Raw genomic sequence first — 13,245 nt, forward strand, 5'->3', positions numbered from 1 at the left:
ATTTAAACTATCGAAACAATACGAGAGACTCATGCCTATCAAACTCGGTATGGTGATGGACTTCATAGGCCATATCAACATCAAGAAAGACACCAGTTTCGCCATGCTGCTCGAAGCTCAGGCCAGAGGCTGGGAGCTTCATTACATGGAGCTCAATGATCTTTATTTAAGAAACGGCAGGGCTTATGCCCGTACCCGCCTCGTGAACGTGCAGCGGGATGAACATAGCTGGTACCGCTTTGACGGGGAGCAGGACATTCCGCTGGATCAATTGGACGTTATTCTGATGCGCAAGGATCCGCCTTTCGATCAGGAATACATTTATGCCACTTACCTGTTGGAGCGCGCCGAAAGTCTGGGCGTGTATGTGGTCAATAAACCGCAGTCCCTGCGCGATGCCAACGAAAAGTTATTTACGGCCTGGTTTCCGCAATGCTGCGCCGAAACCCTGGTAGCGCGGGAGCCGGCCCGAATCAGGCATTTTTTGCAGGAGCAGGGTGAAATTATACTAAAGCCTCTCGACGGCATGGGCGGCACCTCCATTTTTCATTTGCGGCAGGGCGACCCGAATCTGAGCGTCATTCTCGAAACGATGACCCAGTACAACAGCCGCTACGTCATGGCGCAAAAATATCTGCCCGAGATCAAGGACGGCGACAAGCGCATTTTGATGGTCAACGGCGAAGCCGTGCCTTATGCGCTGGCGCGCATTCCCGCCCAGGGAGAAACAAGGGGAAATCTCGCCGCAGGCGGACGTGCCGAAGGCCGGGAACTGACCGAGAGAGACTGGTGGATCGCTAATCAGGTAGGTCCCACCTTGCGGGAAAAAGGCCTGGTATTTGCCGGGCTTGACGTCATCGGCGATACGCTGACCGAAATCAACGTGACCAGTCCCACCTGCGTGCAAGAGCTCGACCGTCAGTTCGGACTCAATATCGCCGGTCTTTTGATGGACCATATCGAACAAACGATTGTCTGACATGCCGAACCCAGTCCTGCTCGAATCCCGTGCCCTGCCCAGCAACGATGCGTTGCTGCTCTGGTTGTTTATTGCCGCGGTTGTTCACGTCGGCGTTATTTTCGGCGTGAATTTTGCCGTGCCCGAATCTGAAAAGTTCAATCGTTCGATAGAGATTACCATTGTCAACACGCCCGCCAAAAAAGCTCCGAAAAATGCAGAAACTCTGGCTCAGGAAAATCAGATAGGCGCGGGAGAGCAACCTGCCAAGCCGCAGCCGCCGCAGCAGCAGATCGCCGGCGAGAGCGTCAGCCGTCCACAGCCTGCAGAAAAGATGGCGCCGAAAGAAAGCAAACCTAAATCACCGGAAAAAGTACTGACCCGTAAAAAAGCCGAGAAGCCGATCGTTGCGGCGCCGGACGACAAGATTGCCGATGAGCGGGCGGCGGAAGAACAGCGGGTGGCTGCGCCGCCGCGTTTATCGCGGGAGTTGCTTCAGCAGCAAATCACTCAGTTGGGAACCGAAATCCGGCACAGTCAGTTGAGCGGGGATCAAAGCAAGATAAAATCTGTCAATATGGTGTCCGCGCATAAATATCTTGCGGCTCAGTATCTGAAGGACTGGGAAGAGAAAGTGGAGCGGATGGGCAATAGAAATTATCCCGAAGCGGCGGCGAAGAAGAACTTTGCCGCGACCTTGTCGATGGACGTCGGCATTAAAATGGACGGCAGCATTTACAGCATGCGCATCAGGAAATCTTCGGGCATTCCGGAACTGGACGAAGCGGCTAAAAATATCGTCAGAATGAGTGCGCCTTTTGCGCCGCTGCCGTTGGAATTGCAGAAAGAACTCAATGTGCTGGTCATTACCCGCGTCTGGAAGTTTTCCGACGAGTCCGGGATGTCGGCTCGATAAATTTGCATAGTCCATCATTACGGTTAATACTTAGGCCTATGAACGGAACTACTTATTTAAACAATCAATATATCGTCGCCATGCCCAATCTGGTCGACTCGAATTTTTTCCATACGGTGACCTATGTGTGCCAGCACAATGAGGAAGGCGCGTTAGGCATTGTCATCAACCGCCTGGCAGGCATGAAGCTGGGCGAAATATTCAAGCAAATGGATATCCGGGTGACGTCCGCAACGGCCGCCCAGATCGCCGTTTTTGCCGGCGGACCGGTGCAGCAGGACAGAGGCTTCGTGATTCATACGGCGGGTGGCCGGTGGGACGCGACGATGGCCGTTTCGGATTCGATTTCGTTGACAACGTCGCGTGACGTGATAGAAGCAATCGCCGTCGGTGAGGGGCCGGAGCAGTTTCTGGTGGCGTTAGGCTACGCCGGCTGGAGCGGCGGACAACTGGAGCGGGAAATGCTGGAAAATTCCTGGTTGAATACGCCCTTTACCAAACAGGTCCTGTTCGATACGCCGATCAATCGGCGCTGGACGGAAGCGGCCAGTCAAATCGGCATCAATATCAGAGAGCTCACTTCGCCGGCGGGTCATGGCTAGCATCAAACTGAAGCCCGGCAACGATTCGAGCCCCGTCTTCGCCAAATCCGATCCGTTAGCCGCCAGGTTCAGTGACGATACGTATCTGGGATTCGACTTCGGCATCAAAAAAATAGGGATTGCCGTCGGCCAGAGCATGACCGGCACCGCAAGCCTTCTTGAAACCATTCCGGCAATGAAGCAAAATCCGGACTGGCAACGCATCGGCCAACTCATCTCACAGTGGCATCCGGCCGGGTTGGTGGTTGGTATTTCCAGGCAGAGCGACGGTACGGACAATCCGGTAACGCCGCGCATGCTCAAATTTTGCCGACAACTGGAAGGCCGTTTTCATCTTCCGGTTTATCAACAGGACGAAACTCTTTCGACCTTTGAGGCCAAACAATTACTTTACGATGATCTTGGGGTCAGCGCCACCACGCTCTGGCGGGTCCAGGATCAATTGGCGGCGCAGCTCATATTGCAAGCCTGGCTCAATCACCATAGAACGAACCGATGACTCTAATGCACAATGACATACCCGCCCTGCTGGATAAACTGGAAGACGGGCTAAGCCGGATTATCGCCGAAAGAAAACTGACCGATCCTCTCCTTATCGGGATACGTACCGGCGGCGTCTGGATCGCCGAAGAAATGCATCGGCGTCTCGGCATTCGTGAACCTTTGGGGCTGCTGGACATTTCCTTTTACCGGGACGACTATTCCCAGATCGGGGTTCATCCCAAGGTAAAGCCGAGCCAATTGCCGACTCACATCGAAGGCCGGGACGTTATTCTGGTCGACGATGTGTTTCATACCGGGCGGACCATACGCGCCGCCCTGAACGAAATTTTTGATTACGGCCGCCCCAATCAGGTGGTCCTGGCGGTTTTGATCGAGCGGGACGGCAGACAGATCCCGCTGGCCCCCGATTGCGTCGGCGCCCATATTGCCTTGCGGGCAGGCCAGCGCATCAAGCTGACGGGACCCGAGCCTTTAAGGCTTCATTTGGAATCGGTGACCGGAGTTGCCTAAAACGATGACCGAAAATCTGCAGTTGTCCTCCGAGGGAAAATTAAAACATTTTCTGACCATCGAAGGGTTGAACAAAAGTCTGTTGACCGAAATTCTGGACATGGCCGAGTCCTTCGTCGGCATGAGCGATCAACAGGTCAAAAAAGTACCGTTGTTGCGAGGAAAAACGATCGTCAATCTTTTCTTCGAAAACAGCACGCGCACCCGAACTACGTTCGAGCTGGCGGCCAAGCGCCTGTCGGCCGACGTGCTGAACATCAACATCGCGACTTCGGCCACCTCGAAAGGGGAAAGTCTGCTCGATACCATCCGCAACCTGGAAGCCATGTTCGTCGACATGTTCGTCGTCCGTCATGCCGTCAGCGGCGCCGCGCATTTCATTGCCCGGCAAGCAGCGCCGCACATCAGCGTGATCAATGCCGGCGACGGGCAGCATGCTCATCCGACCCAGGCCATGCTGGACATGTTTACGATCCGGCAGATCAAGAAGGAGTTTTCCTCGCTGAGAGTCGCGATCATCGGCGATATTCTGCATTCTCGGGTGGCTCGCTCTGAAATTCTGGCGCTCAATACCCTGGGTGCCGCCGAAGTCCGGGTGATCGCCCCGAAAACGCTGTTGCCCGCTCAAGTCGAAAAATTGGGCGTGACCGTGTTCCATAACCTGACCGAAGGATTGAAGGACATCGACGTCATCATCATGCTGCGTCTTCAGAAAGAGCGGATGAACTCCGCTCTGCTGCCGAGCGAAAGCGAGTATTTCCAGTGCTTCGGACTGACCGAAGATAAATTGAGCCTGGCCAAGCCGGACGCCATCGTCATGCATCCGGGGCCGATCAATCGCGGCATCGAGATCGATTCGAAGGTGGCCGACGGGCCGCGCTCGGTCATCCTGCAACAGGTCAGCAACGGCATTGCCATCCGCATGGCGATCATGGCCATGGCGATGCAGCCGCAAGGAGCCGCAGGTTGAGCAGAATACTGATTAAAGGCGGCAGAATCGTCGATCCGGCCAACGCAATAGACCGCATCGGCTCGGTTTTTATTGCCGACGGCAAAATCGCCGCGATCGACAATCAGCCCGAAGGATTCGTACCGGATCGGGTGATTGATGCGTCGGGGCGGATCGTCTGTCCCGGCTTCATCGATTTGAGCACCCGTCTGCGCCAGCCGGGGCAAAGCCGTAAAGCGACTTTCAAAAGCGAGACCGCTGCCGCCGCCGGCGCCGGCGTGACCGCGATGTGCCTGCATCCCGATACCCATCCGGTCATCGATACGCCGGCCGTGGCCGAACTGGTCAAGGAACTCGCCGAAAAGACAGGGTATCCGAAAATTTATCCGATCGCGGCGCTGACGCGGAAACTGGAAGGGACGGAATTAAGCTCGATGCTGTCGCTCAAGCAGGCCGGCTGCATTGCCGTCGGCAATGCCAACGAACCGGTGAAAAATCTGCTGACGTTAAGGCGTGCCATGGAATACGCGGCCAGTCATGAGCTGCTCTTGATGTTCAGGCCCAATGATTTCTGGTTGAGCAACCAAGGCTGCGCCCATGAAGGCGAGGTGGCGACCCGTTATGGCTTGCCCAGCATTCCTTCGGCTGCCGAGACCGTGGCGCTGGCCCAGTGCCTCGAACTGGCCGAACTGACCGGGTGCCGCGTGCATTTCGGCCAGTTGAGCTGCAAAGGGTCGGTCATCAAAATCCAGCAGGCCAAAAAGTACGGACTCAAGGTGAGTGCGGACGTTGCCGTCCATCAGTTGCACCTGACCGAGCACGACGTGGTTCCTTTCGACAGCGCCTACCATGTCTTGCCGCCGTTTCGCACCGAAGAGGATAAACAGTATCTTAGACGAGGCCTTAGCGGCGGCACGGTCGATGCTATCTGCTCGGATCATCAGCCGCACGATCTCGATGCCAAACTGGGCGCCTTTCCCGAGACCGAGCCCGGCGTTTCCTCGCTGGAAACGCTGTTGCCGTTGATGCTCAAGCTGGTGGACGAACAGGTGATCACTCTGCCGCAGGGTATTGCGGCGCTGACGGCAAAGCCCGCCGAAATTCTGCGTCTTGAGAGCGGTTCTCTGACTCAGGGGTATTCTGCGGACGTCTGCATCTTCGATCCGGAACGGACTTGGCAGGTGAATAAAGACAACTGGAAAAGCCGGGGAGTCAATACGCCCTTCTGGCGGCAAACCTTAAAAGGCCGGGTGACTCACACCTTACAGGACGGCCGGGTGATCTTTTGTGCGAATGAGGCCGATCCTTCCGATTGAACAGAGCAGGATCGGGATCTCCTTCATTCGTAGAGGCAATCGCTTAAATCCACGCCCCGGTCGCGGATCAATTCGCCGTCCTTCTCGAAATCCGCGCCGTATTGTTTGCAGCGGTCCATGTGGTGGGTGTGGAACATCTGCAAGGCCTTGTCGAAATCGGCGTTAAGAAAACCCCGGGCCAGATGAGCGCAGGCACAATAAAGCGCCGAATAGTCGACGGTCTTGCCCGAGGTGCAACCATGGATTTTCTCGGACAACAGCCGCATCACAGACAGCACGGAACCTTCGTGATGCCAGAGGACGGGTTGGTCGATCACATCCTCGCCCTGTATCGCGACGGCGTTCAGCGAGCAATACGCCAGGCCGGTCAAACGCCCCAGTATTTCGCCCATGTCGCCTTTTTTCAAGGCGCGCAAGACGCCGCTGCCGGCTTCCATCAGCCAGGCCTGGCGCATGACGACGTCCATGTCGGACAAGTGTCCTGCCGTTCCGAAAGCCGCCTGAGGCAACGAAAAGGTCTCTCTGAATTCTCTGACATACTGCAAATGTTTATTCATGGCTGCTGTCCTCAAATCGTTCGGGAAGGCATGATGGCCTGTTGCCGGCAAGCGTCATTCACAACCGAATTGGACTTCGGCTCCTGATAATTGTTCATCTCGTTCGGCACGCTGACGGTTCGGAGAAAACTCCAGGACTCACGCGTGCCTCGATTACTCGGCCGTCTTTAACGCCGCTTGCGGAAACTGCATGGTCATGCAGTGCAGGCTGCCGTACTGGTGCACCAGCGGACGGCAGGGCGTCGCAATGATCTTGCGGTCCGGAAAACAGCGCTGCAAACGCTCCAGCGCGACGGCGTCCATGGGATCGTCGTAGACGGGCACCATGACGGCCTCGTTAATAATCAGAAAATTCGAATAGTTGGCGGGCAGAGGGCAGCCTTCTTCGTCGAAGATCAGTCTGGGCAAAGGCAACGGAATTAAACGATAGGGATTTCCGCCTTGCGTCCTCAGCGATTCCAGTTGCGCTGCCATGACCTTGAGGCTTTCGTAATGCGGATCGGCAGAGTCTTCGCAGGCCGTATAGGCGATGGTGTCGGCCGAGCAAAAGCGGGCCAGGGTATCGATATGAGCGTCGGTATCGTCGCCGCTCAGATTGGGCTGATCTATCCAGAAAAATCGGGACGCACCGAAATGATGGCTCAGTTGGCGTTCGATGTCGGACTGGCTGAGACCCCGGTTTCTGTTCGGATTCAACAGGCATTGCCGCGTCGTCATGATCGTATCGATGCCGTCGCTTTCGACACTGCCGCCTTCGAGGATGAAATCGACGTCGCGGCTGCGAAGGCCTTGGAACGGCCCGGCCGTCGACAATCTTCGATTCAGCGCATCGTCGTCCTCATGAGGGTACTTTCCGCCCCAACCGTTGAAGCGGAAATTCAGCAGCATCGGTTCGCCGTCTTCTTCTACGGTCAAAAAAACGGTATCCCGGACCCAGATGTCGTTGACGGGAGCCTGGATAAAATCGATATTATCGTTTACGGCAACCAGTTTCTCGATATGGCGTTGATGGACGTCGTCCCGGCAGACGATCAGCAAGCGCTGGTAGCGGCTGACGGTTTCCGCGATAAAACGGTAGGAGTGCTCGACGGATTCGAGACGATTGCTGAAATCGCCGGTCGAATGAGGCCAGGCGATCAGTACGGCGGATTGTTTTTCCCATTCGGCTGGAAAACGGATCATGTGGGTTGGGTTCCTGTGGTCGTGGCTTTCGTCCGGTCGCCCGGACGGAAAGGGGTTGATGCAGTCAAGGGCAATAGCCCGGTTTCGGTAAAATGCGGCTATTATATCAGGTTTATATCCGGCATTTTTCGGCGGTAAGCTTCATTGGAGCAGGCAAATGAAATTACCTTTTCTCGTTAATCCTCCTTTCCGGATTATCGCGCACCGGGGCGCGTCGGCTTATGCTCCGGAAAACACTCTGGCCGCTTTTCAACTGGCCGTCGACATGGGCGTTCGGGAAATCGAGCTGGACGTGCAACTCTCTTTGGACAGGCGAGTGGTCGTTTGCCATGATTTGTCCCTGGAGCGCTACGGTTATCCGGGACTCGTCGAATCGATGAGCTGGGAGGAGCTGGAAGCGCTGGACATGGGCTCCTGGTTTTCGCCCTTCTTGTACTCCAACGAAAGAATGCCGAGGCTGGAGAATCTGTTTGAACGATACGGCAGCCGCGTCACTTATCACATCGAAATCAAAGGCCGATCCCCGGAACTGCCGCAGCGGGTCTGCCGTCTGGTCGACCGGTTCGGGTTGCAGGAGCAGGTCATCGTCACCGGGTTTTCCTTCGAGGCGTTGAAAGAGATTCGGCGGCTTTCTTCCGGGCAGCGCCTGGGTTGGTTGGTCAATAATTTGGGCCGGGAGATCCTGAGCCGATCTGACGAGCTTGATTTATTTCAATTGTGTCCACACGCAGATTCGGTCACTCCCGAGGCCGTCCGGGCAGCCCGGGCGGCCGTGCCCGAAGTCAGGGCGTGGGGCATCGAAGGCCGACCCGAAGACGTGCTGAGACTGATTCAAAAGACGCTCGATGCCCGTTGCGATGGCGCTACGCTGAACTGGCCGGATTGGGTTTCGTATCCTGGTTAGTTCTTTCCGTTTTACGGCAAAAGGCTGCAAGGCTCAAGGATTGAGTCCATCGATCGGCAACAAGTAATCGGCCGCGAGGATCCGGCGGATTTCGCCGGCCGAGCGGACGCAATGGGCCTGAAGGCCGGCCGACCTGGCGCCGTCGACGTTTTCCGGAAGATCGTCGAAAAAGAGCATTCTGCCGGGCGACGACGACAGTTGCCCTGCGAGCTGGAGGAAAGCTTCAACGCCGGGCTTTCTCGCGCCCAGCTCATGGGAGCAGACAATCTGCTGAAAAGGAGCCAGAAGGTCGGCGTAGCGCTGCGACCAGAATTCCTGATGCGCTGCATTGGTGTTCGAAAAGACGTGCAGAGGTTTCAGCGGCTTCAGTTCATTCAGCAGGGGCTCAATCCCGCTCACGGGCTCCAGAAAGATCGAATTCCAGCCGAAAAGGAATTCCTCGTCGGAAAGATCGAGGCCGAGGGTTTTTCTAAGATGGGAAAAATAGTCCGAGGCCTCGATTTCGCCGCGTTCCTGCGCGCAGTAAGCGTCGTCCAGCGCAAAACGGCTTCGGATCTCGGTCAGTTCCTGTCCCGAGGCGGTTGCCCAATACTCGAATGCGAGCTCAAAATCCAGATCGATCAGGACGCGGCCAAGATCGAAAACGATGCAGTCAATCGTGGAAGAAAGGAGGGTCATGTCAATGGCTCCAACAAGTGAGAACGATCCGTTTGAGTGTCCTATTGTAATGCCTATGAGTCAATGGCGGCTGGATGGCCTTGCTTCGAGCGGATCGTAAAAGGAAGTCCGTCTGGCTCGATTTCTTTCCGCCTATCTTTTTTCCGCCTGTTGCCTCAGGCCGGATGAGTGCCGGGTAGAATGGCGATAAACGAAATAAACTATTACGGCCAACAGGAGCCATACGGTCACCAGCGGGCCGATGACGCCGTCGTAAGAACTGACCCAATGGATGAATTTCGACTTGAAATCGAGATTGAACAGGCTTTTGAACATTTTTATCTGCCATACCCAGGCGGCGTGGCAACCGATACACATGGCCAGGCCGGCATGGAAATGAGTGCGGAGCAGGCACAGGAAAATACCGACCGTCAGCAGCGCGAAAAAAGCGGAATAAATGGAAGGATTCAGCAGATTGGCAAACGCTTCTCCAAGCAGAGTGAAGCCGCTGAAAACGTCCAATTCCTGGAGAGGGATTTCCGTATGACTATCTAAAAAATGGAGCGCGGCGTAGTAGCCGGAGCTGACGAGGACGGCGCCGAAAACGGGCAGTTTCTTCATTAATCCGGCAAGCAGGATTCCCCGAAAAATCGGCTCTTCGATCAATGAAATGAGCAAAGCCAGAGCCAGGGAGATGCCGATTTTTTGAACGGCCAAAGCAAAAGTCCAGTGTTTGGACTCGTCAAAGACATGGATCCCCAGCGCATACTCGACCGTCAGCACCGGCAACAACGTTGCCAGGCCGAGCGCAAAGCCCTGTGCCAGTTGTTTGAAAAACAGTTTTTTGCCGGCAAAGCCCAGATCTTCCTTCTTTAATCGCAACCAGGCCATCGCCGGAAAAATGCTGAGCACAAGAAGCAACTGGGTGATTTTCGAGATGACTTTACGGAACGGGAAAGCATCGCCCAGGCCCTGTATGATAAAGTAGCCCGCCACGCAGGCCGCCGAGGAAGCGGCGAGCAGAACCGCCAGCGGGATCAAGGCCGCCATGAGCGATCTCATCGTTGTTATTCCTCCATTGTCCCGAAATCGCCCCACAGCGTTTGTACTGCGGACAGCGCGGCCAGCGACGCGGTTTCCGTTCTAAGTATCCGGACGCCGAGGCGTACCGGAATGAATCCAGCCGCTTCCGCCCGGGACCGTTCATGATCGGAGAAGCCGCCTTCGGGACCCGTAAGCAGGGTCACCTGCGAAGGTCTCGGGCCGAGATCGGCCAATGAGGCGGACGCATGTGGGTCCAAAAATATTTTAAGTTCCTGCTGATGATCCAGCCATTCGTGAATCGTGGCGATTGGCTGAAGCTCGGGCAGGCGAGTTCGTCCGCTTTGCTCGGCTGCATGCTGAATGATTTTTTGCCAGTGCAGCAGGCGCTGCGGCTTTTTTTCGCCTTTGAACTGCACCAGGCAGCGTTCGGTCAGGATCGGCGTAATGCGGTTAACCCCCAGCTCCACGGCTTTTTGTACCGACCAGTCCATTCTGTCGCCGCGCGAAATGCCCAGGCCCAGAAAGATCTGCAGAGACGATTCGGCGCTGCGTTCGATCCGGCGGTTGATCTGGATTTCTACCCGGTTCCGGCTGACTTCGCGCAGTATCGATAAGAATTCACCACCCTCGCCATTGAACAGAAGGATTTCGGCATCCTTTTTCAGGCGCAGAACCGTTCTGACGTAATGAGCGCTGTCATCGTCCAGTTCGATGTTCCGGCCGGGCCAGAGAGGGAAGGGAATGTATAATCTTGAAATCCGCATTTCGCTTGCTTTCTGACAATAGGAACGATGATTGGCCGGTAAATCGCGTCAGACTGAAACCACGGCGATGACGCTGTCGGCCGGGTAACATCAGTGAGCCGGCCGTTGATAACGGGACAGGGCAAAGCCGCCGTCCCGGACGGCTAGCCTTGGGACGGGCGGCGGAGCTGTAAGTTTTCGATGATCTTCAAGGTCGGCGCGGATTGATTCATCGTATAAAAATGAATGCCGGGCGCGCCGTTATCGAGTAGTTGCTGGCACAGCCGGGTCACCACTTCCAGACCGAATGCCTGAATCGACTCGCGATCGTCTCCGAGGCATTCCAGCCTTTTCCGCAGCCATCTCGGTATATCGGCTCCGCACATCTCGGAAAAACGGAACAACTGGGCATATTGAGTGATCGGCATGATGCCGGGAACGACAGGTATCGTTATACCGCTTTTTTCGCAACGGTCCAGGAAATAAAAATAGGCTTCGGCATTATAAAAATACTGGGTAATGGCCGCGTCGGCGCCGGCCTCGACTTTGCGCCGAAAATTCCTGAAGTCGGCATCGGCGCTCACTGCCTGAGGATGGACTTCCGGATAGGCCGCGACATGGATCTGAAAGTAATTGCCGGTCTCCTTGCGGATGAAATCGACCAGCTCATTGGCATAGCGGAATTCTCCGACCGACATCATGCCCGACGGCAAATCTCCCCGCAACGCGACCAGTTTGGAAATGCCTTTTTCCTGATAGCTTTTAAGCATCGACCGGATATTTTCCCTGGTGGAAGCGATGCAGGATAAATGAGGCGCGGCGGCAATCCCCATAGATTGGATATCGATGACCGTATCGAAGGTTTTATCGCGGGTGGATCCTCCGGCGCCGAAGGTGACCGAAAAAAAATCGGGATTCAGCAGCGCCAGTTTGCGATGGACCACCCGCAAATTGGCGGCGCCTTCTTCCGTTTTGGGCGGATAGAACTCGAAGCTGAAAAAAGGAGGATGCATGGATCTAGATTGCAGTTCAGTTGGCGAAAAGGGACCGTTTTAACCGGTCCCCGGCCCGGTTTGTATCCGTTAATAACGATAATAATCCGCTTTATAAGGTCCATCGACAGGCACGTTGATGTAGCGGGCCTGTTCTTCGGTCAGCCGGGTCAGGCTCACGCCGAGCTGCTGCAAGTGCAGGGCCGCCACTTTTTCGTCCAGGTTTTTCGGGAGAATGTAGACCTTGTTTTCATACTGGTCTGCGTTCTTCCACAGTTCTATTTGCGCCAGCACCTGATTGCAGAAAGAATTCGACATCACGAAACTGGGATGGCCGGTTGCGCAGCCCAGATTTACCAGGCGGCCTTCCGCCAACACAATCAAACGTTTGCCGCCGGGCAAAAGGACGTGGTCGACTTGCGGCTTGATGTTTTCCCAGGGATACCGGCGCAGCGATGCGATGTCGATTTCGGAATCGAAATGGCCGATATTGCAGATGATGGCCTGGTTTTTCATGGCCAGCATGTGCTCGTGGGTAATGACGCGAATGTTGCCGGTGGCGGTAACGAAGATGTTGGCGATCGGCGCCGCTTCTTCCATCGTCACTACGCGATAGCCTTCCATGGCCGCCTGTAAGGCGCAGATGGGATCGATTTCGGTTACCCAGACGGTGGCGCCGAGTCCACGCAGTGATTGGGCGCAGCCCTTGCCGACGTCGCCGTAGCCGCAGACCACGGCGATTTTTCCGGCCACCATGACGTCGGTGGCGCGTTTGATGCCGTCCACCAGCGATTCCCGGCAGCCGTACAAGTTGTCGAATTTGGATTTGGTCACCGAATCGTTGACGTTGAAGGCCGGAACCTTGAGTTCGCCTTTGGCCATCATTTCGTAGAGGCGAAGCACACCGGTCGTGGTTTCTTCCGACAAACCCTTGACATCCTTCAGTAATTCAGGATATTTCACGTGCATCATGTGGGTCAGGTCGCCGCCGTCGTCGAGTATCATGTTGGGGCGCCAGCCGTTCGGGCCTTCGATGGTCTGTACGATACACCAGTCGAATTCGGCTTCGTTTTCGCCTTTCCAGGCGAACACCGGAATGCCGGCTGCGGCGATCGCGGCCGCGGCATGATCTTGAGTCGAGAAAATATTGCAGGAAGACCAGCGGACTTCGGCGCCTAACGCGACCAGGGTTTCGATCAGTACCGCGGTTTGAATGGTCATGTGCAGACAGCCGGCGATCCGCGCTCCTTTCAGCGGTTGCTCCCGGGCGTATTCCTTGCGCAGGGCCATCAGCCCCGGCATTTCGGTTTCGGCGATATTGATTTCTTTACGGCCCCATTCCGCCAAACTGATGTCGGCTACTTTGTAATCGGGTTGGCTCATACGATTGGTATCCTGTTGCTAGATGATG

General features: G+C 55.7%; 15 protein-coding genes. 8 read left to right on the forward strand and 7 right to left on the reverse strand.

Features of this window, described 5'->3' with window-relative positions; translation table 11 throughout:
• The first annotated feature begins 31 nt into the window (after positions 1-31).
• Genes gshB through A3OW_RS0121815 form a run of 7 tightly spaced genes read left to right on the forward strand, consistent with a single transcriptional unit; the run spans position 32 to position 5,755 of the window.
• Positions 32-979, forward strand: coding sequence for a glutathione synthase (gshB, locus tag A3OW_RS0121785; protein WP_026223828.1), 948 nt, complete (start codon positions 32-34; stop codon positions 977-979).
• A gap of 1 nt (position 980) precedes the next feature.
• A complete protein-coding gene (locus A3OW_RS0121790) occupies positions 981-1,874 on the forward strand; it encodes a TonB family protein (protein WP_020565579.1) in 894 nt (297 codons plus the stop codon).
• Between the two features lie 38 nt (positions 1,875-1,912).
• Positions 1,913-2,476, forward strand: a complete 564-nt coding sequence (locus tag A3OW_RS0121795; RefSeq protein ID WP_020565580.1) for a YqgE/AlgH family protein — start codon at positions 1,913-1,915, stop codon at positions 2,474-2,476.
• Positions 2,469-2,975, forward strand: coding sequence for a Holliday junction resolvase RuvX (gene ruvX, locus A3OW_RS0121800; protein WP_020565581.1), 507 nt, complete (start codon positions 2,469-2,471; stop codon positions 2,973-2,975). Before A3OW_RS0121795 ends, ruvX begins: the two co-directional genes overlap by 8 nt.
• A complete protein-coding gene (gene pyrR, locus A3OW_RS0121805; RefSeq protein WP_026223829.1) occupies positions 2,972-3,490 on the forward strand; it encodes a bifunctional pyr operon transcriptional regulator/uracil phosphoribosyltransferase PyrR in 519 nt (172 codons plus the stop codon). The genes ruvX and pyrR overlap by 4 nt, the downstream gene beginning before the upstream one ends.
• 4 nt (positions 3,491-3,494) lie before the next feature.
• Positions 3,495-4,460 (forward strand): aspartate carbamoyltransferase catalytic subunit, encoded by a 966-nt coding sequence (locus tag A3OW_RS0121810; protein ID WP_020565583.1) that lies wholly within the window; start codon positions 3,495-3,497, stop codon positions 4,458-4,460.
• Positions 4,457-5,755 carry a dihydroorotase gene (locus tag A3OW_RS0121815; protein ID WP_020565584.1) on the forward strand — a complete coding sequence of 433 codons (1,299 nt, stop codon included), beginning with the start codon at positions 4,457-4,459 and terminating at the stop codon, positions 5,753-5,755. Before A3OW_RS0121810 ends, A3OW_RS0121815 begins: the two co-directional genes overlap by 4 nt.
• Before the next feature lie 23 nt (positions 5,756-5,778).
• On the opposite strand, the gene A3OW_RS0121820 is transcribed toward A3OW_RS0121815, so the two are convergent.
• Together A3OW_RS0121820 and A3OW_RS0121825 are read right to left on the reverse strand one after the other, a co-directional pair.
• A complete protein-coding gene (locus A3OW_RS0121820) occupies positions 5,779-6,312 on the reverse strand; it encodes a nucleoside triphosphate pyrophosphohydrolase family protein (RefSeq protein ID WP_020565585.1) in 534 nt (177 codons plus the stop codon).
• A 153-nt stretch (positions 6,313-6,465) separates the two neighbouring features.
• Positions 6,466-7,494 carry an agmatine deiminase family protein gene (locus A3OW_RS0121825; protein WP_020565586.1) on the reverse strand — a complete coding sequence of 343 codons (1,029 nt, stop codon included), beginning with the start codon at positions 7,492-7,494 and terminating at the stop codon, positions 6,466-6,468.
• 157 nt (positions 7,495-7,651) lie between these two features.
• Between A3OW_RS0121825 and A3OW_RS26670 the strand changes: the two genes are divergently transcribed.
• Positions 7,652-8,398, forward strand: a complete 747-nt coding sequence (locus tag A3OW_RS26670; protein ID WP_020565587.1) for a glycerophosphodiester phosphodiesterase — start codon at positions 7,652-7,654, stop codon at positions 8,396-8,398.
• A gap of 33 nt (positions 8,399-8,431) precedes the next feature.
• Here A3OW_RS26670 and A3OW_RS25640 read toward each other — a convergent pair whose 3' ends face one another.
• The 5 genes from A3OW_RS25640 to ahcY form a co-directional block, all read right to left on the reverse strand.
• Positions 8,432-9,076 (reverse strand): HAD-IA family hydrolase, encoded by a 645-nt coding sequence (locus tag A3OW_RS25640; RefSeq protein WP_020565588.1) that lies wholly within the window; start codon positions 9,074-9,076, stop codon positions 8,432-8,434.
• A 132-nt stretch (positions 9,077-9,208) separates the two neighbouring features.
• A complete protein-coding gene (locus tag A3OW_RS0121840) occupies positions 9,209-10,117 on the reverse strand; it encodes a CPBP family glutamic-type intramembrane protease (RefSeq protein WP_020565589.1) in 909 nt (302 codons plus the stop codon).
• 5 nt (positions 10,118-10,122) lie between these two features.
• On the reverse strand, positions 10,123-10,863 hold the full coding sequence (locus A3OW_RS0121845; RefSeq protein WP_020565590.1) for a 16S rRNA (uracil(1498)-N(3))-methyltransferase: 741 nt from the start codon (positions 10,861-10,863) through the stop codon (positions 10,123-10,125).
• Between the two features lie 143 nt (positions 10,864-11,006).
• Positions 11,007-11,855, reverse strand: a complete 849-nt coding sequence (gene metF / locus A3OW_RS0121850) for a methylenetetrahydrofolate reductase [NAD(P)H] (RefSeq protein WP_020565591.1) — start codon at positions 11,853-11,855, stop codon at positions 11,007-11,009.
• A 69-nt stretch (positions 11,856-11,924) separates the two neighbouring features.
• Positions 11,925-13,217 (reverse strand): adenosylhomocysteinase, encoded by a 1,293-nt coding sequence (ahcY, locus tag A3OW_RS0121855; protein ID WP_020565592.1) that lies wholly within the window; start codon positions 13,215-13,217, stop codon positions 11,925-11,927.
• Positions 13,218-13,245 lie beyond the last annotated feature (28 nt).

Origin of the sequence: Methylosarcina fibrata AML-C10, from assembly GCF_000372865.1 — a bacterium.
GTDB lineage: Bacteria > Pseudomonadota > Gammaproteobacteria > Methylococcales > Methylomonadaceae > Methylosarcina > Methylosarcina fibrata.

Excerpts from the sequence above, each read along its gene's own strand:
- gshB (WP_026223828.1), top strand. The coding sequence starts at position 32 with ATGCCTATCAAACTCGGTATGGTGATGGACTTCATAGGCCATATCAAC.
- A3OW_RS0121790 (WP_020565579.1), top strand. The coding sequence starts at position 981 with ATGCCGAACCCAGTCCTGCTCGAATCCCGTGCCCTGCCCAGCAACGAT.
- A3OW_RS0121795 (WP_020565580.1), top strand. The coding sequence starts at position 1,913 with ATGAACGGAACTACTTATTTAAACAATCAATATATCGTCGCCATGCCC.
- ruvX (WP_020565581.1), top strand. The coding sequence starts at position 2,469 with ATGGCTAGCATCAAACTGAAGCCCGGCAACGATTCGAGCCCCGTCTTC.
- pyrR (WP_026223829.1), top strand. The coding sequence starts at position 2,972 with ATGACTCTAATGCACAATGACATACCCGCCCTGCTGGATAAACTGGAA.
- A3OW_RS0121810 (WP_020565583.1), top strand. The coding sequence starts at position 3,495 with ATGACCGAAAATCTGCAGTTGTCCTCCGAGGGAAAATTAAAACATTTT.
- A3OW_RS0121820 (WP_020565585.1), bottom strand. The coding sequence starts at position 6,312 with ATGAATAAACATTTGCAGTATGTCAGAGAATTCAGAGAGACCTTTTCG.
- A3OW_RS0121825 (WP_020565586.1), bottom strand. The coding sequence starts at position 7,494 with ATGATCCGTTTTCCAGCCGAATGGGAAAAACAATCCGCCGTACTGATC.
- A3OW_RS26670 (WP_020565587.1), top strand. The coding sequence starts at position 7,652 with ATGAAATTACCTTTTCTCGTTAATCCTCCTTTCCGGATTATCGCGCAC.
- A3OW_RS25640 (WP_020565588.1), bottom strand. The coding sequence starts at position 9,076 with ATGACCCTCCTTTCTTCCACGATTGACTGCATCGTTTTCGATCTTGGC.
- A3OW_RS0121840 (WP_020565589.1), bottom strand. The coding sequence starts at position 10,117 with ATGAGATCGCTCATGGCGGCCTTGATCCCGCTGGCGGTTCTGCTCGCC.
- A3OW_RS0121845 (WP_020565590.1), bottom strand. The coding sequence starts at position 10,863 with ATGCGGATTTCAAGATTATACATTCCCTTCCCTCTCTGGCCCGGCCGG.
- metF (WP_020565591.1), bottom strand. The coding sequence starts at position 11,855 with ATGCATCCTCCTTTTTTCAGCTTCGAGTTCTATCCGCCCAAAACGGAA.
- ahcY (WP_020565592.1), bottom strand. The coding sequence starts at position 13,217 with ATGAGCCAACCCGATTACAAAGTAGCCGACATCAGTTTGGCGGAATGG.